21 protein-coding genes, 2 tRNA genes and 2 pseudogenes are annotated in these 24,797 nt (G+C 49.3%); 21 read left to right on the forward strand and 4 right to left on the reverse strand.

Annotated features, from left to right (window positions below):
• The first annotated feature begins 101 nt into the window (after positions 1-101).
• From der to HMPREF9069_RS09230, 13 genes are all read left to right on the forward strand, one after another.
• Complete coding sequence (der, locus tag HMPREF9069_RS05325) at positions 102-1,421, forward strand: ribosome biogenesis GTPase Der (protein WP_021626150.1); 1,320 nt, start codon at positions 102-104, stop codon at positions 1,419-1,421.
• Between the two features lie 2 nt (positions 1,422-1,423).
• On the forward strand, positions 1,424-2,089 hold the full coding sequence (locus HMPREF9069_RS05330; protein WP_021626151.1) for a glycerol-3-phosphate acyltransferase: 666 nt from the start codon (positions 1,424-1,426) through the stop codon (positions 2,087-2,089).
• A complete protein-coding gene (locus tag HMPREF9069_RS05335) occupies positions 2,089-3,093 on the forward strand; it encodes an NAD(P)H-dependent glycerol-3-phosphate dehydrogenase (protein WP_021626152.1) in 1,005 nt (334 codons plus the stop codon). The genes HMPREF9069_RS05330 and HMPREF9069_RS05335 overlap by 1 nt, the downstream gene beginning before the upstream one ends.
• A gap of 34 nt (positions 3,094-3,127) precedes the next feature.
• Entirely contained in the window at positions 3,128-3,805 is a 678-nt protein-coding gene (rpe, locus tag HMPREF9069_RS05340) for a ribulose-phosphate 3-epimerase (RefSeq protein ID WP_035438523.1), read from the forward strand.
• Between the two features lies 1 nt (position 3,806).
• On the forward strand, positions 3,807-4,985 hold the full coding sequence (locus HMPREF9069_RS05345) for a cysteine desulfurase family protein (RefSeq protein WP_035438524.1): 1,179 nt from the start codon (positions 3,807-3,809) through the stop codon (positions 4,983-4,985).
• 32 nt (positions 4,986-5,017) lie between these two features.
• A complete protein-coding gene (locus HMPREF9069_RS05350; protein ID WP_021626155.1) occupies positions 5,018-5,737 on the forward strand; it encodes a zinc ribbon domain-containing protein in 720 nt (239 codons plus the stop codon).
• Positions 5,734-7,185 (forward strand): bifunctional phosphopantothenoylcysteine decarboxylase/phosphopantothenate--cysteine ligase CoaBC, encoded by a 1,452-nt coding sequence (gene coaBC, locus HMPREF9069_RS05355; protein ID WP_021626156.1) that lies wholly within the window; start codon positions 5,734-5,736, stop codon positions 7,183-7,185. Before HMPREF9069_RS05350 ends, coaBC begins: the two co-directional genes overlap by 4 nt.
• Positions 7,185-8,993: an ABC-F family ATP-binding cassette domain-containing protein gene (locus tag HMPREF9069_RS05360; protein ID WP_021626157.1), complete on the forward strand. Its 1,809-nt coding sequence runs from the start codon at positions 7,185-7,187 to the stop codon at positions 8,991-8,993. The genes coaBC and HMPREF9069_RS05360 overlap by 1 nt, the downstream gene beginning before the upstream one ends.
• Positions 8,990-9,616 (forward strand): GNAT family N-acetyltransferase, encoded by a 627-nt coding sequence (locus HMPREF9069_RS05365; protein WP_021626158.1) that lies wholly within the window; start codon positions 8,990-8,992, stop codon positions 9,614-9,616. Before HMPREF9069_RS05360 ends, HMPREF9069_RS05365 begins: the two co-directional genes overlap by 4 nt.
• A 74-nt stretch (positions 9,617-9,690) precedes the next feature.
• A tRNA-Pro gene (locus tag HMPREF9069_RS05370) sits at positions 9,691-9,767 on the forward strand.
• Between the two features lie 238 nt (positions 9,768-10,005).
• Entirely contained in the window at positions 10,006-11,766 is a 1,761-nt protein-coding gene (locus HMPREF9069_RS05380; protein WP_198009722.1) for an ATP-dependent nuclease, read from the forward strand.
• Positions 11,763-13,568 (forward strand): UvrD-helicase domain-containing protein, encoded by a 1,806-nt coding sequence (locus tag HMPREF9069_RS05385; protein ID WP_021626161.1) that lies wholly within the window; start codon positions 11,763-11,765, stop codon positions 13,566-13,568. Before HMPREF9069_RS05380 ends, HMPREF9069_RS05385 begins: the two co-directional genes overlap by 4 nt.
• 265 nt (positions 13,569-13,833) lie before the next feature.
• Positions 13,834-13,983, forward strand: a complete 150-nt coding sequence (locus HMPREF9069_RS09230) for a hypothetical protein (protein WP_021626162.1) — start codon at positions 13,834-13,836, stop codon at positions 13,981-13,983.
• 632 nt (positions 13,984-14,615) lie between these two features.
• Here the strand turns inward: HMPREF9069_RS09230 and HMPREF9069_RS09765 are convergent.
• Positions 14,616-14,984 (reverse strand): AAA family ATPase, encoded by a 369-nt coding sequence (locus HMPREF9069_RS09765; protein ID WP_021626164.1) that lies wholly within the window; start codon positions 14,982-14,984, stop codon positions 14,616-14,618.
• A gap of 131 nt (positions 14,985-15,115) precedes the next feature.
• Here HMPREF9069_RS09765 and HMPREF9069_RS05395 point away from each other — a divergent pair, with 131 nt between their 5' ends.
• Positions 15,116-17,332 (forward strand): KAP family P-loop NTPase fold protein, encoded by a 2,217-nt coding sequence (locus HMPREF9069_RS05395; RefSeq protein ID WP_021626165.1) that lies wholly within the window; start codon positions 15,116-15,118, stop codon positions 17,330-17,332.
• Positions 17,333-17,362: 30 nt separating this feature from the next.
• On the opposite strand, the pseudogene HMPREF9069_RS09710 reads toward HMPREF9069_RS05395, so the two are convergent.
• The 3 genes and pseudogenes from HMPREF9069_RS09710 to HMPREF9069_RS05405 all read right to left on the reverse strand — a co-directional run.
• Positions 17,363-17,890 (reverse strand): annotated as a pseudogene (locus tag HMPREF9069_RS09710) (VapE domain-containing protein); the annotation flags it as partial.
• An 88-nt stretch (positions 17,891-17,978) separates the two neighbouring features.
• Positions 17,979-18,401: pseudogene (locus HMPREF9069_RS09770) on the reverse strand (VapE domain-containing protein); the annotation flags it as partial.
• Between the two features lie 27 nt (positions 18,402-18,428).
• Positions 18,429-18,629 (reverse strand): hypothetical protein, encoded by a 201-nt coding sequence (locus HMPREF9069_RS05405; protein ID WP_156894171.1) that lies wholly within the window; start codon positions 18,627-18,629, stop codon positions 18,429-18,431.
• A gap of 500 nt (positions 18,630-19,129) precedes the next feature.
• On the opposite strand from HMPREF9069_RS05405, the gene HMPREF9069_RS05410 reads away from it, so the two are divergent.
• The 7 genes from HMPREF9069_RS05410 (at position 19,130) to HMPREF9069_RS05440 (ending at position 24,796) form a co-directional block, all read left to right on the forward strand.
• Positions 19,130-19,540, forward strand: coding sequence for a GtrA family protein (locus tag HMPREF9069_RS05410; RefSeq protein ID WP_021626170.1), 411 nt, complete (start codon positions 19,130-19,132; stop codon positions 19,538-19,540).
• 16 nt (positions 19,541-19,556) lie between these two features.
• The gene (locus HMPREF9069_RS05415) at positions 19,557-19,937 is read left to right on the forward strand and encodes a hypothetical protein (RefSeq protein ID WP_035438530.1); all 381 of its coding nucleotides are present in this window, start codon (positions 19,557-19,559) and stop codon (positions 19,935-19,937) included.
• 73 nt (positions 19,938-20,010) lie between these two features.
• Positions 20,011-20,085, forward strand: a tRNA-Val gene (locus HMPREF9069_RS05420).
• A 56-nt stretch (positions 20,086-20,141) separates the two neighbouring features.
• Complete coding sequence (locus HMPREF9069_RS05425) at positions 20,142-21,254, forward strand: DnaJ domain-containing protein (protein WP_035438531.1); 1,113 nt, start codon at positions 20,142-20,144, stop codon at positions 21,252-21,254.
• Between the two features lie 80 nt (positions 21,255-21,334).
• Positions 21,335-22,453, forward strand: coding sequence for a molecular chaperone DnaJ (gene dnaJ / locus HMPREF9069_RS05430; protein ID WP_021626173.1), 1,119 nt, complete (start codon positions 21,335-21,337; stop codon positions 22,451-22,453).
• Between the two features lie 4 nt (positions 22,454-22,457).
• On the forward strand, positions 22,458-23,723 hold the full coding sequence (mtaB, locus tag HMPREF9069_RS05435) for a tRNA (N(6)-L-threonylcarbamoyladenosine(37)-C(2))-methylthiotransferase MtaB (RefSeq protein ID WP_021626174.1): 1,266 nt from the start codon (positions 22,458-22,460) through the stop codon (positions 23,721-23,723).
• 113 nt (positions 23,724-23,836) lie between these two features.
• Complete coding sequence (locus tag HMPREF9069_RS05440; RefSeq protein ID WP_035438533.1) at positions 23,837-24,796, forward strand: PhoH family protein; 960 nt, start codon at positions 23,837-23,839, stop codon at positions 24,794-24,796.
• Position 24,797 lies beyond the last annotated feature (1 nt).

Below are 24,797 nucleotides of genomic sequence, written 5' to 3' on the forward strand. Positions count from 1 at the left end.
TGATTGATAGCGTTTTCTAAAGGATATACAGTGCTTGCAGCACTAGAGCTTGGGTTGCTGGGGTAGACTCTTAGAGTAAGTACTTACCAGCAAGGAGAGTTATGTCCAAGTCAATTGTTGCTGTTGTTGGCCGTCCCAACGTTGGCAAATCTACTCTTGTAAATCGTCTCGCCCAATCTCGCGATGCCATTGTTCATGAGTCTCGTGGTGTTACCCGCGATCGTAGTTATCATGACTGCGATTGGAATGGGCGCGAGTTTACCCTCATAGACACAGGTGGTATTGAGTCAATTAAGTCTACTGATACGTTTGCTCCGCGCATTCGCGAACAGGCACTACTTGCCTGTGATGAGGCACAGGTCATTGTCATGGTTGTTGACGGTAGTGTTGGCGTGACCGATGAGGATGAAGAAGTAGCCCGCGTCGTGCGCCGTGCAAAAAAACCAACTTTGTTAGTTGTTAACAAGCAGGACAATCCACAGGATGAGGTTGCTGCTTGGCAATATTATTCACTTGGCGTGGGCGAGCCTCGTCCCATCTCTGCAGGTCATGGTTATGGGACAGGCGATTTGCTTGATGAAATTGTCAATCTTTTGCCTGAGGAAAGCGACGAAGAAGAAGTCGATGATGAAGTTTTATCCATCGCTATTATTGGTCGTCCCAATGTTGGCAAATCCAGTCTTGCTAATAGGCTTTCCAATAAGAGTCGCTCCATCGTTTCTGACATTGCGGGTACCACTCGTGATGCGATTGACACCATGATTGAGTGGCAAGGTCGTCCTATTCGCCTTGTTGATACTGCAGGTATGCGCAAAAAGAGCCAGGTACATGAGGATATTGAGTACTACAGCTTGGTGCGTGGTCTTGCGGCGATTGACCGCGCTGACGTGTGCTTGCTTGTGGTTGACTCCAGCGTAGGTGTAACCGAGCAAGATCAAAAGCTTGCTTCTGCTGCTATTGACCGAGGCTGTGCACTGGTTGTTGTTCTTAATAAATGGGATCTTGTCGATACTGATGTAATGCGCGATTCATTGGTGGCGGGTCTTGAACGTCGTCTTGTTTTTGCGCCTTGGGCACCCTCTATCAATGTGTCGGCTTTGACAGGTCGTTCTTGCGACAAGATTTTATCCCTTGCCATCAAGGCCGCCGAAGCGCGTGCACAGCAGCTTAAGACCTCCGAAATCAACAGAGTGCTTGAGTCTATCCGTGCTACAGGTCATACCGTGACCGACCGTGGTCGCCGTCTCAAAATTAACTATGCTACGCAGACGGGAAGTAAGCCACCTGTACTATCGTTCTTCTGTAATGCACCTGATTTGGTAGACGACAACTTTGAGCATTTCCTTGAGAATCGTATTCGCGAGGCATTCAATCTAGAGGGAACTCCTATTAGATTGAAATTCCGCAGGAAGGATGCATAGGCATGACGCCTCTCATGACTGCTTTGCTGGCGGGAATGATCCTGTGTTATTTGGTCTGTGGTATCCCCTTTGGATTGGTGATTGCCAAGATGCACGGCATTGATGTGCGCAGCGTTGGTTCACACAACATTGGTGCTACCAATGTCGGGCGTTCGGTAGGTGCAAAGGCAGCGGTTGCAACGCTGATTGCAGATGCTGCAAAAGCTTTGCTTTGCATGGTCTTGGCACGACAGTTGGTTGCAAGCATTGCTTTTGGTGGAGACTACGCCATGACTAATCCCCAAACTTCATTTGGTTGGGTGTCGAGTCTTTTTTATCTTGCCTGTATTTGCGGTCATGTCTTTAGTCCCTATCTCCGCTTTCATGGTGGAAAGGGAATTTCTGCAGGCCTTGGTGCCTCCATTGGTCTTTGGCCTCCCTTACCCTTGGGCCTTTTATTGGTTTTTATTTGTGTGGTTGTACCCACGCGTTTTGTATCAGCTGGTTCGGTTGCAGCGGCGGCTTCTATACCGTTTTGGGCGCTATTTTTGGGTTTTCCATCTTCGACTCTTTATGGGTTGGTTGCTGCTGCTTGTATTGTTATTTGGGCACATCGTGGCAATATTGCCAAACTCGCCAAAGGTGAAGAAAAGAAGTTTTCTTTCCATCACGAAGAGGAGGACAAGTAATGAGCAGGGTATCAGTCATTGGTACTGGCTCTTGGGGTACCGCTGCGGCGGGTTTGCTTGCTGTAAATGCAGATGAGGTAGTACTGCTAGCTCGTAGTACTGAGGTTGCGGAGGCTATTAATACCAACCATCGTAACCCTCGGCATCTTAGTGACTACACCCTGCCTGCAAATGTATGTGCAACGGTGGATTGCCAAAGCATTGCTGATGCGGATGCTGTAGTTATTGCGGTTCCTTCTTCTTTTTTGAGAGACACTACAAAGCAGATAGCAGCCTATATTGCAGAAGATATGCCTGTATGTGTGCTTACCAAAGGTATTGAGCATGGTAGCTGCATGCTTATGGCCGATGTTGTTGAAGAAGAGCTGGGTGGTAAGGTACGAATTGCAGCATTGTCTGGTCCCAATCATGCTGAGGAAATCTGTCGAGGCAAGGTATCTGCAGCCGTAGTTGCCTCCGAAGATCCCCAGATTAGCGCCTTATTTCAAAAACTTTTCATGAGTCCTAGCTTTCGTGCATACGCCAGTACAGATATCAAGGGCGTTGAGCTGTGTGCTGCAATCAAAAATGTTATAGCCATTGCCTGTGGCGTAGCTGTTGGTCTGGGTGCAGGAGACAACACTCTTGCGGTACTTATGACCCGTGGCCTTGCTGAAATTGGACGTATTAGCGTTGCTGCAGGTGGTGATCCGTTGACCTGTATGGGTCTTGCGGGTATGGGCGACCTCATTGCTACCTGCACCTCTCCACATTCACGTAACCGCAGTTTTGGTGAGGCTTTTGTAGCAGGGGAGAGTCTAAGCGACTACGAGAGCCGTACGCATATGGTGGTAGAGGGAGCGCGTGCTGCGCAGTCCACCCTTGAGCTTGCACGCCAGCTCAAAGTTGAGTGTCCTATCACCGAAAGTGTTCATGCCATTTTGTATGAACATGCAGATATTTCTTCTGCAATAGATAGTCTTTTGGGTCGACCGCCTCGAGAAGAGTTTTATGGCATTGATTAGATAGGTAAGTTACTAGATGAGGAGAGCTGCACTCATGGCACATGAGGTTCGAATTGCCCCATCCCTTCTTTCAGCTGACTTTATAAAGTTGGGTGAGGATATCGAAGCTATTTCCACAGCCGATTACATTCATTTTGATGTGATGGACGGACATTTTGTCCCCAACCTAAGCTTTGGTCTACCAATTCTCAAGCAGGTAAAAAAGACAAGTAAGCTTCCCGTCGATGTGCATCTTATGGTAAGCAATCCTGATGAAGTGGTTATTCACTACCTTGAAGCAGGCGCTGATATTGTAAGTTTCCACTGGGAATCTCAAATTCATGCGCATCGCTTAGTAAGACAGATTCAAGACGCAGGCGCAAAGGCAGGCGTTGTTCTCAATCCTGGTACTCCCGTGAGCTGTCTCGAGAGTATTATTGACTATGTTGATTTGGTACTCATCATGTCAGTAAATCCAGGTTTTGGTGGCCAGAGTTTTATTGAAGGTAGCTATCGCAAATTACGTGAGCTGAATCAGCTTTGCTGCGCGCACAAGGTTAATCCTCTTATTGAGGTCGATGGTGGTGTTGGTGTAGGCAATGCTGAGGCGATAGTATCTGCTGGTGCCAATTTACTTGTTGCGGGTTCTGCGGTATTTGGTGTAGTCAATCGTGCACAGGCTATTGCTGATATTCGCGCTGCGGGTCAACGTGGACAACTGAAAAGGGCATAGTATGTCTTCTAGACCTTATGTGTATTTGGATTACGCTGCTTCAGCTCCTATGAGCAAAGCTGCCATAGAGGCCGAAGCTGCCTACGAGGCATCAGAAATTGCAGGTGCTAATCCTAATTCCTTGCATACGCTTGGTAGGAAAGCTGCTCGTGCTCTTGATGGTGCTCGTAGTGATATTGCCCGTTGCTTGGGAGGGCATTTTCGTCCATCAGATGTAATTTTTACCTCTGGTGGTACAGAATCAAATAATCTTGCTCTGTATGGTATGGCAGAAGGCGCTCGAGGTCGTAATCGTCAACGTAACGTTATTGTTATTTCTGAGTTTGAACATGACTCAGAGATTGATGTTATTCCTGCGCTTCATGATCGTGGTTTTGAGGTCAAACTGGTGCGCCCTAATCGTGATGGTGTGGTTACGGCTGAGGCTGTAGCAAAGCACTGCGATGAGCATACTGCTCTCGTATCGGTTATGGCAGCAAACAACGAGGTGGGCACTGTGCAGCCTTTGGCAGAAATTGCAAAAGCTGCTCATAAAGTTGGTGCGTTGATGCATTGTGATGCCGTGCAGGCGTTTGGCCGTATACCGTTAGCGTTGGATGATGTTGATGCGGTAAGTATTGCTGCGCACAAAATTGGCGGTCCTGTGGGTATCGGTGCCCTTGTTATTCGCAGTCGCACGCCTTTTCGTGCACAAACTTTTGGGGGAGGACAAGAGCAAGGCAAGCGTCCAGGTACTCAGCCAGTGCGTGCAGCTCTTGCCTTTGCGGCAGCTGCCTGTGATTGTATTGATCATATGGCGGAGCGTCGTGCGCTTGTTTCTGCGCGAGCACAGCGCCTCTACGAGCGTATTTGCGCTCCAGGTACACATATTCGTCCTACTACTTCTGCGGTGATGGACGAGCATCGCCTACCTGGTTTGGTATCTGTGCTTGTTGAAGGTGTTGATTCTGAAACCCTTGTTTTAAGCCTTGATCAATTGGGTTTTGAGGTTTCTGCGGGATCTGCTTGCTCTTCGGGTTCGCTTGATGCGAGTCACGTGTTACTCTCCATGGGCATTCCGAGAGACCTTGCGTTGGGTGCACTGCGTATTTCTTTTGATGAGCGTGTTTCCGACGATGAATTGTATGATTTTGCTGCTGCACTCGTTAGTGTTGTTGGTCGCTATCACAAGAGCAAATAGCACATGCCAACTTTGAGAGATTGAGGATTCATATGGCCGAACCAGAGGCACTGCTTCGCCTACAAGATATAGATATCAAATTGATGAGGATTCACGCTCAGCTTGATGCCATGCCTCAGCAGCAAAAGCTTGCAACCATTGCTCGTGCGCAGCGTCAATTGGCGCGTCAAACAACCATTATTGTGGGTCAACTTAAAGATGCCCAGATGGAGCTTGAAGACAATGAATCTCAACATGCACTTGTGTTGAATAAGATTGCCAAAGTAAAGTCGGAGGCTCAGGAGCGTGAGGCGGGATTTCGTCAAACACGCGATTTAGAGGCTCACCTATCTGCTTTGGCCAAGCAACAAGAAAAGATTGAGCATGCTTATATGGAAAAGGCTGCCGCCTTGGAACGTCTTCAAAAAGCTGAGTCAAATGCTCGTGCTATGGCAGAACGTCTTGTTGCTGAAAAGACTGTTCAGCAGAATTCTTTTGAAAAGGACAGTGCTGATTTAAGAGCAGAAGAGCGCTTGCTCAAGAATGAGCGTGCGCAAGTGATAGCGGAGATTTCTGCAGAGGTGATGGAGCGTTACGAGCAAGCTTGCAGGCGCTTTGGCGGTCTTGCGGTGGAAAGCTTGCATGGCAATGTACCGTCTGTCTGCCGCGTCAAACTACAACCTGCAGATTTTGGTGACCTTAGACGCGGCCCCGAGATTGGTACGTGCCCATATTGCCATCGCATCCTTATTACCAAAGGAGCCTTGGCATGAGTGAGTCCTCAGAACGAGATTTCCAGCTGTCCCATAAAGCCTATCCTGATAAGGAGGAGGGTCCTGCTCCAAAAATTCTTTTGGGTGTAAGCGGAGGAGTTGCGGCATATAAAGCCTGCGAGTTGCTCAGACTCTTCCAAAAGCAGGGTTGTGAAGTGCGAGTGTGTGCAACTCCCGAAGCAGAGCAGTTTGTGGGAGCAGCAACCTTTAAGGCTTTAACGCAGCATGAGGTACTCGTTAAGCTTTTTGAAGGGCCAGACCCTATTCCTCATATCACGCTTGCTGAGTGGGCGGATGCGGCTGTTGTGGTGCCTGCAACAGCAAATAGTATGGCAAAGCTTGCTTGTGGCATTGCCGATGATGCACTTTCAACTACTTTGCTTGCTTTGCCACGAAATACACCTTTGTTGCTTGCTCCTGCGATGAATGTGCATATGTGGCAGGCGGCGGCTACTCAGGATAATCTTGAGACACTTGAGCGTAGGGGAGTGCATGTTATATCTCCTGTGCACGGACGTCTTGCGTGTGGTGATGTGGGTGCTGGTAAGCTTGCTGATATTAATGAAATTTTTGCTTCTGTAATGGATGCTCTAGATGCGCGTACTGCGCTGCGTAGTTTTGATACAGACCCTGACCGTACCATGTTTTTGTCTTTTAGTCAGGTTTCTTGTGGCAAACAAGATGCAGAAGTTGCAGCAGTCACGCAGAAGAAGCTTGCGGGCAAGCGTATTCTTGTCACGGCAGGTCCTACGCACGAAGCTATCGATCCTGTTCGCTATATTGCCAACGCTTCTTCGGGAAAGATGGGTTTTGCCATTGCGGAAGCATGCAAATCCTTTGGTGCTGAGGTGACGCTTGTAGCAGGCCCCACTAGTCTTGCAACGCCTGAGGGTATCAACCGTATTGATGTGGTCTCTGCTTCTGAAATGTATCATGCCACGATGAAGGCTTTTGAGAGTTGTGATGTTGCAATTTGTGCCGCTGCAGTTGCTGACTATAAGCCTGCGGACCCCGCCGATCATAAGCTCAAAAAAGGCCGTGAGAATCTCGATACTATCAAGTTAGTACGTACGCGAGATATTCTTGCAAGTCTTTCGGTAAATAAAGCTGAGCGTTTGGTTATTGGCTTTGCTGCAGAAACCAACGATTTGCTCAAAAATGCACAGGAGAAGCTCGCCAAGAAGGGCTGTGACCTCATTGTTGCAAATGATGTTTCGCGGCAGGATTCTGCTTTTGGTGGGGATACCAATAGAGTGAGCTTTGTTGCAGCAGATGCAGTTGAGCAGCTTCCAACGCTGAGCAAACACCAGGTAGCAATAGCTCTTGCTGAGCGTATTGCAGGCATGTTGGCGTCAAAAACTACTGCTGAAACGGCTGGTGAAAAATCGAATTCTGATTCAAAGAATGATCTAGATGCAACAGTGGTGAGACCGAGGTTATATAAGTAATGGGCATTTTGGTTGGACTCGAGCATGTCGCACATGAGTGGCCTGGTAAGCAGATTTTACATGATGCCACAATAGGTATTAACGAAGGCGAACGTATTGGTATCGTTGGTCGCAATGGTGATGGTAAATCCACGTTGCTGCAGCTCATTGGGCATCAGATCGAGTCGGATGCGGGAAGTATTACTTGGCGTAATAACATCTCTGTTGGTATGTTGACGCAGTCAGATAGGCTTGACGATGGCGATACGGTTATTCATGCGGTGATGGGGGATATTCCCGAATATGAGTGGGCATCAGATCCCAAAATTCGTTCTATTTGTGATGAGCTGTTAGTTGACGTGGACTGGCAAAGTCAGGTGGACACGCTTTCAGGTGGTCAGCGTCGTCGTGTAGACCTTGCACGCGTGCTGTCTCGTGATTGGGATGTCCTGTTGATGGATGAGCCAACTAACCACTTAGACATGCATGCCATTCGATGGCTTGCAGGTCATTTAGTGCGCCGCTGGCCCGCAGGCACTGGTGCGCTGCTTGTGGTGACACATGATCGTTGGTTTCTTGATGAGGTCTGTGAACATATGTGGGAAGTTCACGATGGCATCATTGATCCTTTTGAGGGTGGATACTCTGCTTATATTCAGCAGCGAGTTGAGCGCCAAAGACAAGCGGCAGCATCTGAGGAACGCAGACAAAATGTTTTGCGTAAAGAACTCAATTGGTTGGCTCATGGTGCCAAAGCCCGCAGTTCAAAGCCAAAGTTTCGTATTGAGGCTGCACGTGCTTTGCTGGCACAAGATCCTCCTGTGCGCGATAGCATTGAGTTGCGTCGTCTTGCGGTAGGGCGTTTGGGCAAACAGGTCTTTGAACTCAAAAATATTAGTGTACGTTTTGAAAATCAGACGATACTTGAGGAGCTCAATTGGATTGTAGGCCCAGGTGATCGTATAGGTATTCTTGGCGAAAATGGTGCGGGCAAATCAACTTTGCTGCGCTTGATGTGTGGCAAGCTTCGCCCCACAACAGGCTTCCTCAAGATTGGCAAAACAGTTCAGCTGGCAGTTATGTCACAGCAACTTGAAGGGTTAGCTGCACACGATAACGAGCGGGTAGAGGATTTGTTGAGCTCGTTTAAGCAGATTTACTATATTGGCGGAAAGCCCCAAAGTCCACAACAAATGGCAGAACAATTAGGCTTTACTCGTGCTGATTGGCCAACATTTATTAAAGATTTGTCTGGTGGTCAGCGTCGCCGTCTTGCAATTTTGGCAGTTCTTCTTCAGGAACCTAATGTTTTGATACTTGACGAGCCAGGCAATGATCTTGATACCGATATGCTTGCAGTTATTGAGGATTTGCTTGATGGTTGGCCGGGGACTTTACTGCTTGTGACTCACGACCGCTTTTTGATGGAGCGTGTAACAGACGATCAGTATGCGATTATTGATAGACATCTCAGGCATTGTCCAGGCGGCGTTGATGAATATTTACAGCTCTTGGATGAGAGTAAAGCTGCTGCAGCAAGTGGCGTTTCTTTGCAGAGCAGCGTTGCGTCTGACGCTTCCACGCAGGTCTCTTCTGGATTGAGTAATCAAGAGCGGCGTGCTGCAAAAAAGCGTTTTGATGCTGTTGAGCGTCGTCTTAAAAAATTACGCGAAGAGACAGATAAGTTACAAGATGCACTTGCGGCGCATGATCCTACGGATTATCAAGGCTTGCTAGAGATTCAAGAACATTTGAATACAAACAAGCAAGAAATTGCTGAGCTTGAAGACGTGTGGCTTGAGCTGGCAGATAAGCTGGAATTGGCATGAGCAAAAATGATGAGGAGAGCAGCCCGTCTTTGCGTGTTGCAACTATTGCTGACGCTCAAGAACTGCTTGCGGTATATGACCCTTACGTGCGAAAAACAGCTATTACGTTTGAGTGGGAAACGCCCTCTCTTATAGAGTTTAGGCAGCGTATCAAGCAGACCTTACAGCGCTATCCCTATCTTGTAGCTGAGTGTGATGGCAGTATCCTCGGATATGCTTATACAAATCCTGTTGGAAGTCGTGCAGCTTTTGCTTGGTGTGCAGAAACTTCGGTGTATCTGCGAGAAGATGTGCGTGGTAGAGGTATTGGCCACCTACTATATGCAGCACTTGAGTGTCTTTCTGCTGCGCAGGGACTTACGCGTCTTTATGCACGTGTTGCTTGCACTGAGCAGGTAGATTCGTATGTCACAGACGACAGTTTGCTCTTTCACCATAAAATGGGCTATGAGCAGGTGGGACTTATGAAGGCATGTGGCTATAAATTTGACTGCTGGTATGATTTGGCTATTCTTGAGAAACGTCTTTCCAATTCAAAATTTGCTCAAGAATTTATCCCTTTTCCTCAGCTGTCAGCGGAAATCCTTAGCTCTTGTGGTGTTTATCAAAGTTCATGTGAATAGTTATGATATTTCTACTTGCATTATTTCTCATAGGGTGTTAAATTACTTACTCGCGCGTCGGTAAGACGAGCAAGCGGGTGGTGGCGCAGTTTGGTAGCGCACTTGACTGGGGGTCAAGGGGTCGCTGGTTCGAATCCAGTCCACCCGACCACGAAAACAAGCCCCGTACCTGAGGAAATATAGTGCGGGGTTTTCATTTAGGCTAGAAGTTCCTATGAAGTTCCCATATTGGGTTCCATGGATGCAGGGTCATGTCTCGGATGCTGTATGGGGTGCGCGCAAACTAGAGGTCATTTTGCATGTCTGCACACTGACAATGCTGGGCTATCATTAAGAAATTAGCTTCGTCAATCATGCCACACAAAGGTCATTTGACGTTTGGAGACCAAATGCACATATCCGAGCTAGATATACACAACTACAGGAACCTTGATGGTATCTCAATCAAGTTCAATGACGAGCTCACCTACATAGTTGGCGAGAACAATGTGGGTAAGTCCAACGTTCTTGACTTCCTTGACACCCTGTTTAACAGAACCACCTTCAATGAGAATGATTTCACCCAACAAGGTACTCCCATCACTGCATCTGTCAAGTTGTCTCTGAGTGAAGAGGAGATTGGTTTCTTCGGTATACTTGGTGATCCAGTGGACCCCAACAGCATCAAGATCAATATGTCGAGCGACGCACCAGACGATGATATCGTCTTTACGTTTGACACCAATGGAGATGGAATCTCCCTTCGCGATATACGTCGTGCCAACTACTTCCATATCTCCAGCGTGGATTTCGACAATAGGACACTTGCATTCGACAGCATGCGTGGTGTCGGGCGCGTCCTCAGTAGAAGCGTCGAGCTCTATCGCGAGCAGAGCGGAAAGGAAATCATTGACTTGTTTGACCAGACAGAGGTCAAGGCGCTGCTTGCGCATCTCAATGGCAAGATTGCGAACCTCCCGCTTCTCTCTGCATACCGTCTTCAGGCTGCGATAGATACAGCGAATGGAGACGCCATGGCTTCTGTGGTCTCCCTTGCTGACCAGAATAATATAGGCATCAAGTCAACTGGCAATGGTGTGCAGTACGTTACCCTTATGATTCTCTCGATTCTGCAGTGTCTCATGTCTTTGAGCAAGGCTCGTCGTGAGAATAGTACGGTCACGCTCAAAAAGGAGAGGGATAAGAATAAGGAGCCAAGATCCGCCATTCGTGCCATCATATCAATCGATGAGCCTGAGATTCACCTCCATCCATACATGCAGCGTAGGCTCATCAAGGCGCTTTCGGTAATTGCGGCGGGAGAAGATGAGGGCTTCAATGCCATCGTCAAGGATCTTCTTGACATCGACGTCTTTCAAGCACAGCTCATCGTGGTGACGCACTCGCCAGAAATCCTCGAGAAGGGAAGCTACAAGAACATTGTTCGCCTTGGGATTACGCAAGGAAAGCTTGCTGCAGTGAGCGGCAAGGATCTGACTTTGGAAGATAAGGTTTTGAAGCAGCTACAGTCGCAGTTCTCGGTCGTGAGAGAAGCCTTCTTTGCCCGTGCCGTTATTGTCGTCGAGGGGCAGACTGATGAGGTTGCCTTACCGATATTCGCAAACGCGATGAACAAGGACCTAGACGGCTATGGTGTCCTCATCATTCGAGCTGAGGGCAAAGGTTCGGTGCCGGGCATTCAGGAGCTCCTCGCCAGCTTTTGCATACCGAATATCTCCATACGCGATAGAGACAAGACGAACAATACGTCCACAGGAACCAGTTTCTATACAGTAAAGCACGACTTCGAGGAGGAGTGGATAGAGTCAATCTTCCATGCTGGCGATCAGCATCTGTTCGTTAAACTTATAGAGACGGTCGATCCTAATGGCAGGGGTGCGGAAATCACTTCGAAACAAATCGAGAAGGCTGCCGGAAAGCTTGAGGTTTCGATAGGATCATTTCCCCAAAACGGCAGACATGACTTTAAAGATACAGAATTCGATGGTAGCTTCAGTCGCACGATGAAGACACTCATCATGATGTACGCATGGCTCCAGTCAAGAAAAGGCGCACTGATGCCACAGACTCTGGCGCACTTAACGCCAGAGTCGGAAATTCCTCAAGTCTATCGTGATGCTATCATCGAAGCAGTGAGGCTCGCACAATGAACGCTAATGTCGAGGATCGACTCTCACGGTTGAAGTCTGAAATCAAGAAATCCCACGAGGGGGACGAATCGCAGACGGCCATTGTCTTCTCAGAGGCGCCTCGGGTGTTCGTCACAGCGCCGGCAGGCTATGGCAAGACGAAGACGATGACGAGCAAGATTGTCTACCAGCTTGTTTCTGGCATGATTCCGAACCCGAAGGCGATTCTAGCACTTACCTTCAGCGTTGCTGCTGCGCGTAAAATGCGAAACGAAGTTGATTCAGCGATCAAGTCATATAAGCTCAGCACTAGAAGTGTGATATCCAATCGTATCTTCATCACAAACTACCATGGTTTGGCACGCAAGCTTCTCAGCCTCTACGGCAATCTTGTTGGCTTTGACAAGGAACTTGTAAACACTGCACGGATGTGCGATGAGAAGGATTTGTCTGCATCTCTCCTCGGTGCTGGATACCAATTGGATCCCATGAAGAGCGAATACCTCAAGACGTTCGCTCTTCTGGTCAAGGAACACGATGTCGAACATATGGAGTCCTCAATTGGGCCGTACAATACTATTCTCCGGGACGTTGCACTTGATGCTAATTATATGACGTACAGTGGTCTGATAACCTTCGCCATCGAACTCCTTGACAAGTATCCAGCTATCACGCACATCACGCATTCGTATTACCAATGCGTGATGATAGACGAGGCGCAGGACACGAACATCTTGTGCTATGCGTTCCTGAGGCGTCTCGTCGGGCCAAATACACACTGCTGCTTTTTTGGGGATCCGTTGCAGCGTGTTTATGGATTCATGGGTGCTTTGCCGGATTTCAAGTCTCAGGCTACGGATAATTTCAATCTCCGACACGAAGATCTCAGCATCAATCATCGCTTTGAACCAGGATCAAATCTGCAGAGGATTGATAAGGTGATAAGGTCTGCGATTGGTAGCGCAGGAACCTCTTTGCCCCAAGAGACAGCAGAGCTGCCTATAATCGTTGCGAATTCATTCGAGGAAGAGTACGAGGGAGTCTGCGCGAAAGCAACTCATATGCTCGAGGATGACCCAGACTCAACGGTTGCCGTCCTTGTTAATCGTCGTGGGGACCTCGCGAAATATATCGAAAATAACCTTGCCGAGAGCGAAGTGTCCTATTTCAACGGGCTCTTCCTTGACGACTCGTCGGAGTATGCGTCCATGTGCGATGCATGTCTACGTGCCCTAAATTTGTGCATCGAAAGTGGAAGACCTCTCACCACGCCCGAAGCAAAAGACGTCCTTAAGAAGATTTCAAACAGGGTGGCTGCAAGTTCAAGTGAATATGCGAGCGCCTACTCTATGCTCGTCGATGCCCTCGCTAAACAGGTTGTCGCTGATTGTCGCGGCATGGATCCTGCTGAGCGATATGAGTACATAGTCGATGTGTTTGCCACTCGGTCGTTAAGGCGTTATAGCGAGTATATCAATGCCAAGCTTACGCTCTCGACCGTCCACTCCGCTAAAGGTCTTGAGTGGGACCATGTCATCGTCGCTGGCGTTAACCGCGAGGACTTTCCATTCTTCACGATTTGCAAGTCTTGTCAAAGTGGAGGTTCTTACGATGCCCCGTGTCAACCACCGTCTCCTCCTTATGGCACAGACTTTCTCAGTGAGCTAAATATTTGGTATGTAGCGCTCACGAGAGCGCGCAAATCTCTGACGGTGATAACTTCTTACCAGACTTTTATCTCAAAGCGCAACTGGCTAAAGCAGACAAATCCATCCTGCTTACTCTTTCTTCCTAGATTAAGTCCGGTCACAGCGAATGGGTGAAAGATGCTCGTGTAGTTCCTCGCAGATGCGATGCTGTTGAATGGCATGGTTTAGCTCTCGCTTCCCTTGCCGTTGGAGTCGTCTTCGAGGCCTGCGACCTCGCGCCAGTGCTTGTCGGTGCGGCCCTCATCAGATGCCACGTCCGCGTTGGGCAGCCCGGTTTTGCCGGTGCTGCCCTCGCCGCCCGCATGCTTTGCGAAGAGTCAGGGCTCGGCGTCCTTCATCCTAGTCGACGTCGCCGTTGTAGTCATCGAGGGAGGAGTTTATGCTAGAGGATATCGAACGCATTCTTGGATACACGGCCATGATGGCAAAGGGCTACGACAACCATATGAAGTGGAACGAGGAAGCAAAGCTCAGGTCAGATATGATGCGCCGGGGACCGGTGGAGCCTGGTTTCAACCGAAGACGTTAGAAGAAAATGTAAAGACCTAGGTATGCGCGAAGAGGAGGTCATGACAGTTTGCGATTTTCATTTAAGGTGCTTAAAGGGTCGCAAGCTTGTACCTACTGCGAGTCATCGGAACTTCGAGTTCAAGCACTAGACTATTAATCCTCTTGGGGTGGATTAGGTACCGCAATAGTTGCAACCCTTCAAGGGTTGATTTTCTGAAGCTCCGAGAGAGTTCTCATCGATTCTGTGGAAGTAACTTCACCAGTAAGTATGCGCGCCAATGACCGATATACCATAGCCCTTATCTGCTCTTGCGATATGTGCACAAATCCGTGCTCCAAGGAAAGAAGCTCATTTAGCTTGCTTTCGTCCTTTATGGGCCACTGTCATTATGCCAATTAATGCGTATCGGGTTATTCGTAGTTTGGTGAAAGAAGCAAGGTGTCCTTGTCCTCTAGATCAATCAGAGAGGTGAGGCAATGTGGCAGCCGAAAGAGGTACCAATAAGAAGATCAGTTCATACTCACCGGCATAGAAACTTTCAGAGAAACCAAGAATCGCTTCATCACTAAAGGAGGAGCTAGATTCGCGATGATAATAATATTTGCTCGACTCAACGCTTATATTCTTGAGGCGTAATATTTTACCAGGACTTACATCTGAGCCCCCAGTGCAAAGTTCATAAGAAACGTAAGCGTATTCGGAAACCAGTGCAGCCTTGCGCTGTCAGATGGTGTAAGGTTTGTCTCGATATTGATAGACTCGCAGCCGCTACAGATTACATTCTCGCCTTCGCCTAGGCGCACGAGCCTGCTGTTGGGCTTGAGCTTTTCGCTCTCGATATTTTGGCATATAAAGAGCAGAGATTGAAGGAGGGAGGACTTACCAGCACTGTTGACTCCAGCGATTACATTCACGGATCTTTTGCCCAGCTCCAACGAGGTGTTGGCGATAGATTTGAAGTTATTGATTGTCCAACTGGTTATCATCGTTTTGTTCTTATCGACACTTACGCAGACCATTTGCAAGTTAATGATAGACACAAGATGAATACGCGATCAAAACCACAATATGCCCTTGCGGATATGGGTAAGAATACCATCAATCAGTTTCGTAGTTGAAACACCCCACACATTAACCGACGGGAACAAAAATGGACATTCATTATGACCTGCCAATTTCGCAAGCGAGCGAGGATAAGTTTGACCGTTTGCAGCATGCCCAGCGCATCGCAAGCGCATTAGCCAGCATTAGGAGTGACTCCTCCTTCGTTGCTGGTGTGTATGGATCCTGGGGCTCGGGAAAGACGTCCTTTGTGAATCTTGTGGCAAATGAGCTGGCAGGAATGGGCGATGAGGAAACGCGCCCTCTCGTCGTGCGCTTCAACTCGTGGATCATAGAGGATACTCAAAGCTTGCTCAGGACGTTCTTCTCGGAGCTCTATTCAGCGCTCAATGTCCAAGGAGGCTCATGGTGGTCAGTACATGCCAAGAAGTTCGGTGACGCGCTGGGTGAGTATTCCGACACAATATCAGGCACAACCTCGACGGCCATCGCGGCACTTCTTTCCCTTAGGCTTGCCCCTGCCCCTGACGCTATCACTTCACCTATCTCTACTGCGGGAGGTGCCCTTACAAAGAAGCTTACAGGGGAGGTTGCAGGCAAACTCTCTCCATCATACAGAAGCCTTGAAGGGCTTCGAGAAGAGATAGGCAGCATACTGCGTGACGGCAATCGCAACGTCGTGGTTCTCATAGACGACATTGACCGGCTTGGTACTTCCGAGATAAAGGAGATCTTTAAGCTTGTTAACCTGACTGCCTCGTTTCCGAGGATGGTGTACGTGCTCGCGTTCGACTACGACGTGGTCACGAGAGCGCTGGGCGAGGTCCAAGGCGGCTTGGGCAAGGATTACCTTGAGAAAATCGTCCAGCTGCCCATCAGGCTCCCAATAGTCACAGCTGACCAGGTTACGGACATGCTCAACGAGGTGTTCGAACCGTATTTCGAATCCCTCGAGGCATATGAGACCAATCCGGACGAGCAGCACAGGTTGAACTCGATGTACCGACGCTTCGTCTTGAAGAGGGTAGATACTCCCCGTCGCGTGATCATGTATACCAACGCCTTCGTGGCAAAATATGCAACTGTCGGGGAGGAGATTCGGCCTCTCGACTTCATTCCGATGATTGCCGTTGAGCTCTTCTGCCACTCGCTCAGCGAATGGATAGTTCGCCACAGGGGGTATCTCTGCGGGGAGTCGTTCCTCACTTCTGAGGCTAAAACTGAGGAAGCTATAATGCTGCAAGAACTCCCAGAATGCGCGACACAAGACGGAATCGACATCGAGGACGCAAGATGGATTCTGGAACAGCTTTTCCCACGCGCCATGAGTAAGGATCATACTCGTCCCACGTCGACGCCTAGGAAAGGCGTTGACGGCGGAATCGAGGACCTGAGAAACTTACAGGTTTTCTACGGAAAGCAAGTCATCCCAGAGCGTGTTGAGTTCTACAATGTTGCTACTCGTATGAGCGAAGAAGAAATCAAGCAATCGCTTGAAGCCTTCGCTTCCCAAGGACAACTACACAGGCTTCTCTACTATCTGGACAGCAAAACAAGCTCTATGGTTCCTGCTCGTGCGGCGAAGGTTGCAAGCGGTCTTGTCGCATCAGCAGGCAAATACGATGAGGGGGACTCGGTTATCTTCGGTTCTTTCACCTACGATGACCATCTAGCGGATACCATAAGGCGACTCTTTCTGCGCATAGGAAGTGCGGCTGCCTCTGATATTCTCGACGCATTGCCGTGTTACTTTGACACTGACCGCACGCAAGCCGTCATGTACTTCATTAAGGACGAACGAATTGCTCACTCTGCTAACAACCAGGGCAAGAAGCCCTGCCTTACCGCGGAATCCTACAAAGAGCTGGCTGAGAGGTTCGTGAGATCCGTCTCCGACAACGTGCAGCACATCCTTGAAAAGGATGAGGTCTATAGCACATTTAACATCGCGCTTGCCCTGGACGAGGAGAATGGGTTCCATATTCTTGATCAAGTTGTCGATGACATTAAGAAGGACAGACGGATGAGGGTTCTCTATCATGCGGGGTTGATTGGCCGATGGTATGGGGCCGGCGGAATTCGTTATGAACTGAACAGGCCTTGTGAGAATCTGACGGCAGAGGACATACGAGAAGAGATCGATAAGAATTGCTGGCTTTTCTTGCTTGCCAATCCTATGCTTAGCAACGTTGTCGCGCTGTACATGCTTCTCTCTGGTGAGCACGATGACAATGTCGATGTGACCACAAAATTGGTTAACGAACAGATTGACCTGTGGAGATGTGAGAGCGCTCAAAATAGGTAATGTAAATACGAGCTACTCTGAAGGGTCATGTCACAAATCACCGTGGGGGAGCGACAGGGTGTTTTGACTGTCCTCCAGCTTGCCGAGGTCGAGGTTGAAGGCGTTGGTGAACACTGACTTCATGCACAATCTTGGTTGCATGGTGTGGTTGACCTTGTGCTCCATGGCAAGCTGTTCGAGGTAGCTCAGCACGGTACCCGTGATCTGGTCGTCGACCATCACGTCGCTTTGCATGGCCTCAACATGCGCGAGAATCTCCTCGGGCAGGGCAAGCGTGTCCATGAAGGCGTTGGGATCCCTCTTGTACTCGGCGCACGTCTCTATCAAAGCGAGCCGCACGCCGAGTTTGATTGTTCCGTCGCAGAAGCCGGGGTGGCGATGGTTCGCCTTGGCATTGCAGTATACGGGCAGGAGGCGCTGGTTGCCGGTGAAGTCTGTCAGGAAGGAGCACTTGTTGGTCGTGCCGATGAAGACACAGCTGTGCAGTATGTCCTGCACGTCCTCGCTGTACATGCGCCTCCTCGTGTCCTTGCATGCGCTGATTGCCGCCTTGATGCGTCCAGCCGTGCTTGTGGCCCCCCTTGGGGGCGTTGAGCTCTTCCACCTCGAACGTGGTGTGGCCGGCTAGGAGATGCAGGCTCTCGGGATCGAAGCTACTGCGGGACTCGTGGTAGAGCTCGGGCAGCATGGCGAGGAGTTCACATATGGTGGACTTGCCGATGCTTTGCGGACCGACGAGGACGATCATCGTGTCGAACTTGCACCCTGATCTGCATGAGCGCGCCACCATGCCACGCAGGAGTAGGCGCTTCACCTCAATGTTGTAGGCGACGTTCTCTGGCTTGTCTGCCCCAAGGTACCAGATGAGGATGTGGCCGGTCCTAGAGATGTCCTGGTCGTGTGGGTAGGGCTCCCACGTGAGGCCAGCAGCAGTCGTCCTGATCCCAGGGGAGGGTGTCGACCTTCCGCAGCTGCTTCGTGCAGACGTTGAACTTGAGCGATTGTCTGCCTTGGACACGTGTAGTACTTCTCCGCCATCCATCCCGCCTACTTCATCTATCCCGAGCATGCGAGCGAGCTTCGGCCCGCTGAAGCGTCAGCTTGAGCCGAGCTTCGTCGCCGGCAGCTCCTTGCGCTGCGCCAAGAGCGTCACCGTCCTCTGGTCCATACCGAGGAGCCTCGACACGTATGCAGAGTTCGGCGCCACGAGCATAGCTGTGAGCCCTCCCTGCGCGTTGAACTCCCTCAGCGTCATTGCCGACTCCATCGTCCTGCTCTCGCCTGTGTGCCTCGCCATGTGAGATCATCCCCTCGCGTCCATTGCTTTCGATGCTGACGCATGCGAGACTACTACCCACGAGGGGAGGGTGGGGCTGGCGACGCTTTCCTTAGTGCGGAACGACGGTTTGTTTGCGTGTGAGGGTTTCTTACAAGGTTGTATAAACTCATACACTGGCGTTATTGTCGCCGTTGCGGTCATAGCGGGTGTAGTAGTTTTTCAACATGCAGGCGCCATTCCTCTTTATGCAGAATCAGGATAGATGGTTCAAGTTTCGAGTTTTGTAAAAATCTGACCAGCGCATTTGTAAGCGGCCAGTTCGAAGCTTGAACCATTTGTATATTTGGCAAGGCAAGAAGGTTCAAGAAGCGGCGCACTCGTGCAAGCTGAGGCTGCGGAAATAACATGTGATACGTGAGCAAAACTTGCCAAATTAGACAAAATAAAACACCATGTAGCTTTAGGTTTATGATTACTTTTGGCGCAAGGTATATTTTCCTTATGAGAGAGGCATAGCGTTGGATTTCAAAGAACTGGCAAAGCAGTTCATGGGTTTTGCAGCAGTCGGTGTCGTAGCATTTGTCATTGACTACGCATTGTTGATGCTGCTCAGCCAAATGCTTCTATGGGATCCCGTTATTGCAGCTTTTGTGTCCTATATAGTTTCTACCATCTTCAACTACCTAGCTTCAATGCGCTTTGTCTTTGAGCATCGTGATGATATTTCTCGCAAAAAGGAATTTACACTTTTTGTGGTGTTCTCACTCATTGGCCTTATGCTAAATGAGATTATTATTGCGATTGGTACCTTCTGGCTTGGTGTTGGTCCGGGGGCGGTTACCTTCAGCAAGCTTTTGGCTACCGTTATTGTGTCTATCTGGAACTTTATCAGCCGTCATCACTGGCTGGATGCGAGCAATCGCTCATAGCAAGAGGGGAGCGCTTATGACGCCCGAATGCAAGCGTGTCAAAATCATGTGCCTTGTCAGTTTATTTCTTGGTATCGCCGAGCTTGTTGGCTCTTGGTTAATTCCTGCGCCTTTCGGAGCTTCTATTACCATAGTCTTTGTACCTATGGCAGTAGGGCTCCTTTCTCTGATTATGGGAGTTCATGGAGCACGTGCTGCTAATGTTCCACAAAAAGCAGCTGGTCTGCGTGTATTTGCGCTGATTATTTTGCTTTTGACCTGTGGCGCGTTTGGCTTGGCAGTTTATATGGGACACGGTCTATCCTTGGCGGCATACGTGATTGTTCCTGCAGCTGTGGTAGATTTGCTCATCTTGGTTTTTTCTTTCCAGACCAAACGTGCCCTTGATCGCGCTTAGTATTTTTACGATTTCGTGTGCTCAGCTTTTTTGTAGCGCCTAAGGGCTACATCTGATATAGTGTCTTGCGCACGGGCGACTAGCTCAGGGGTAGAGCGCATCCTTCACACGGATGAGGCCGCTGGTTCGAAACCAGCGTCGCCCACCACAAATGTTCGGGCCAGGGACTTTTGCCCCTGGCCTTTTTGCTACGGGAGATGGTCCATGTCTTCAATGAATGAAAAGGACTATTACGCGATTCTTGGTGTGGCAAAAGAGGCTACAGGAGATGAGATTCGCAAGGCTTTCCAACAGAAGGCTCGCAAGCTTCATCCTGACGTCAACAAGGAACCCGACGCTGAGGCACGCTTCAAGGAGGTCTCAGAGGCTTATGCGGTTCTCTCTGATGAGAATAAGCGCCGCCGTTATGATGCAATGAGGTCTGGTTCTCCCTTTGCAGGAGCGAGTTCCGGCGCCCCAGCTGGATCTTATTCCGACTCCTATGGCGACCCCTTTAGTTGGGGATTTCCCTTTAGTGGTTTTGATGGCGCTTTCCGCAGACAGACCAGTACTGCCCAGCGTTCGCGTTCATACAATCCTAAAGCTGGCGCCGACATCATCTTCCAAATTGACATCGATGAAAAACAGGCTGCGCAAGGTGTGCGCCGCGGCATTACCTACCAGCGCTATTCGACCTGTAATGCCTGTCGTGGTTCGGGTTCCGTGCATACTGAGCATCCTGAAACTTGCCCGACCTGCAATGGTAGTGGGCGCATATCGCTCAATCTAAGTGACTTTATTGGTTTTGGTGTGATGGAGATGGTTTGTCCTGAGTGTCAAGGTACTGGTCAGGTTGTAGCAGATCCTTGCTCTGCTTGTGGTGGAGCAGGACGCGTGTTGACTGCAAGTGAAGTTGTGGTTGATATTCCTGCGGGTAGTCATGATGGCGATACTGTACGGGTGCCTGGTAAGGGCAATGCAGGTACCAATGGTGAAGCAGCGGGTGATTTTGTTTGTCGCGTAGGAGTGCCCGCCGAGCAACTTGATGGTCGTGCAACCATGGGCTTTAGGAGTCTCGGGCTTTTCATTCCTTTCTTGTTGCTCTATGCGCTTTCCAATCAGCAAACCCTACTCATTGGGCTTGTTATTGCACTTGGTCTATTCCTCTTTGTGGTGATATCAAGTGGTGGATTCAAACATGGAAAGTATTGGTGGCGCAATGCGTGGCGCACGCTTGTGCAAGGCGCTTCATCTGTACTGCCTATCGTGTTTTTCTTCCTAATCATACGAATTTTTACGACATCTGTTTTGGCCTGCTCGACACTAGGGCGTTTTTAAAAAATTGAATCTTTTGTATCAGCACAGCCATTTTGGGGCATAAGTTGTGCGAGTAAACGTTTTTGTTGGGGGATAGTACTGTGGCACAGAAGGATTATTACGAGTTGCTCGAAGTTGAGCGAGATGCTGATGCAAAGACAATTAAGAGAGCCTTTTTAAAAAAAGCACGTGCTCTGCACCCTGATGTCAACAAAGAGTCAGACGCTGAGGAGCGCTTTAAGGAAGTCAACGAGGCCTATGCGGTACTTTCTGATGAGCGCAAGCGCGCAAACTACGACCGCTATGGAACTGCAGATGGTCCCGGTGGTTTCGGCTCTGATTATGTTGATATGTCCGATATCTTTGGCGGCGGTTTTGGCATCAACGATATCTTTGATTCATTCTTTGGTGGGGGTGCTTCTGGAGCGGGTCGCCCCACTCGTACACGTGGTCGTGACATGGGTATTACGCTACGTATTAGTCTCGCTGAGGCAGCTGCTGGCTGTACAAAAACTATTTCGTACGAGCGTCTTGCGCCTTGTGATGATTGCAATGGTAGTGGCGTTGCGGAAGGCGGACATGAGACTACCTGTGAGCGTTGTCATGGTACCGGGCGTGTAGTAGAGGTGCAACGCACTATCTTTGGTCAGATGCAAACCCAGGCCACCTGTCCTGATTGTCAGGGCTCAGGCAAGATTGTTGATCACCCCTGCGAAACCTGTGGCGGCCAAGGCCGCACGCCTTCTCGTGAGACGGTGGATATCGATATTCCTGCTGGTGTGTACTCAGGTCAGACCCTTAAAGTTGAGGCCAAGGGTGAGGCTGGCGTTCGGGGTGATAAGTCGGGCGATCTTGTAGTTGCTATTGAGGTTTTGGAAGACGAGCACTTTGAACGCCAAGGCGATGATTTGTACTGTGAGTTGCAGATCGATGCGCTTGAGGCAATAGTTGGCTGTTCGCGCGATATCGATGGCATACTTGAGGGCGAGACCGTACACATTACCGTACCTGCTGCCTGTCAGTTTGGTCAGCAAATTCGTGTAAAACGTCAGGGTATGCCTCGTCGTGTTGGTAAATCTCGTGGCGACCTCATTGCTGTTGTGCGTGTTGTTGTGCCCGATAATCTCAACCATCAGCAAAAAAATGCCATACGCGATTTGATTAAGCAGCGCGAGACAAAGACATCCTCTCGCATGAAGACAAAAAAAGTAAGCGAATAGTTCTATGACTGCACCTAAAGTTGCCTTTCACAATTTGGGCTGTCGACTAAATAGGTTGGAGCTTGATCTTATTGCCGATGAGCTAGAAGATGCGGGCTGCGTGATTGTGTCTGAGGATGAAGCAGATGCAATTGTGGTCAACACCTGTGCCGTTACTAATGAAGCAGAGGCAAAATGTCGTAAAGTGGTTCGACGTTTGAGCGGGCTTGAATCTCATCCTCTTGTCTTTGCGACTGGTTGTGATGCAAGTTTGTTTGGTGATGAGCTACAAGCACTCAGTTCCTCTGTGCGTGTGGTGACCGAAAAATCTATAGTTGCTGCGGAGCTTTTAGCCGAGCTAGATAGTGACAATGATTTTGATTCTCATATAACTCATCACCCTGCGAGCGTAACTCCTACGGGTCGCACTCGTCCAGGTATCAAAATCCAGGATGGCTGTGATAACCGTTGCACCTACTGCATCATTTGGAAAGCGCGCGGCAAAGCACACTCTTTGGCTCCTGAACAAGTACTAGATTCTATCTGCAAAGCTGTGTCAGGAGGTGCAGCTGAAGTTGTGCTTTCTGGTGTAAATCTTGGCAGTTATTGTATGCCGCACTCTCACAATGCCAGCGATTTGCCTGCTTTACTGCAACGCATTTTGCAAGAAACCAAGGTGGAACGCATCCGCTTATCTTCGATAGAACCCCCTGATGTCACAGAGGAACTTGTCGATGTGATGGCAAAATCTAATGGTCGCATTGCGCCTTTCTTGCACATATGTCTTCAAGCTGGCTCTGATAGGACTTTACGACGCATGGCGCGTGTATATGATACGCAGTTGTATCGCAAGGTAGTGCAGTGTGCTCGTGCTGCTATGCCAGAGCTTGCGCTGGGTTGCGATCTTATTGTGGGCTTTCCTGGCGAGACTGATGAAGACTTTGAGGCGAGTCTGGCATTTTGCGAAGAAATGCAGTTTGCAAAAATGCATGTTTTTCGTTATTCCAAACGTCCAGGTACCCCTGCGGCAACGATGCCCAATCAAGTGCCTACACAGCTTATGTCAGAGCGTGCTCGCAGGATGCGCGAACTTGCTCATAGAATGCGCCGCCAGCAAGCAGAGTTTTGTCTTGGTTGCGAGGAGCTTGTGGTGGTGCAGTCGGAGGGGCGAGGCACATCCGGAGGTCTTTTTGATGTGCTTATAGATCCTTGTGTTTCTGTAGGCTCTCTGGTGCGCGTGGTGCCTCATAGTATCTGCGAAGATCTTAGCTTGGATGCACGGACGATTTAACAACTTGCTGATATGCAAATGTGCTAGGCGTGGTACATTCAATTCCATAAAACAACTTGTCTTTGGATTTCAATTGAATTCAGAGGCAGTTATAGCTACACCAAGGAGGGTTCTTGCAGCCAACACGAGCGCGTTTGACCATACCTGATTCAATAGAACCGCTAAGCCTAACAGGTCCTGCAGACAGTTTGTTGCGTCGCGTTGATGCAGCCTTTGATGCGATGGTTACGGTTCGCGGAGATCAGATTGCCATCACAGGTCCAGCTGAGGTTGTAGAGCAGGTGACCTCAGTTTTTTATCGCATGATTTCTCGTGCCGAAGATGGAGATCCTCTTGACGAGCAAGATGTCGATCTCATTATTGAGCAGGTTCTGCATGGCGCACCTGAGATGCAGTCTTTATCGGGCGACATACTGCTTACACATCGCGGCCGTACCGTGCGACCCAAGACTGAAGGTCAACGTCAGTATGTTGATGCTATACGTACACATCGCATCACCTTTGGTCTTGGTCCGGCAGGTACGGGCAAGACCTATCTGGCGATGGCAATGGCAGTAGCTGCACTCAAGCGCCATGAGGTGGCACGTATTGTGCTCGCTCGTCCTGTAGTTGAGGCAGGGGAGTCCCTTGGATATCTACCAGGTACTTTGCAGGAAAAACTTGATCCCTATGTACGTCCTCTCTATGATGCACTTTTTGATATGACTGACGCCGAGCGTGCAACCACAATGATTGAGCAGGGTACCATTGAAATTTCGCCTTTAGCCTTTATGCGCGGCCGTACCTTTAATGATTCTTTCGTCATTCTCGATGAGGCGCAGAATACCACGCCCGAACAGATGAAGATGTTTTTAACTCGTTTGGGTGTCTCTTCGACGTTTGTCATCACAGGCGATGCCAGTCAACGTGATCTGCTGGGCGAAAGTGGTATTCATTCAGCCCGCGAAGTGCTCAAATCTGTCAATGAGGTTGCCTTTGTGGATCTTGATCGAGATGATATCGTTCGTCATTCTCTCGTAGCAAAAATTGTTGAAGCATATGCTGCGGCTGAGCAAAACGGTCGTAATCGATAGG

Source organism: Atopobium sp. oral taxon 810 str. F0209 (genome assembly GCF_000466405.1).
GTDB lineage: Bacteria > Actinomycetota > Coriobacteriia > Coriobacteriales > Atopobiaceae > Olegusella.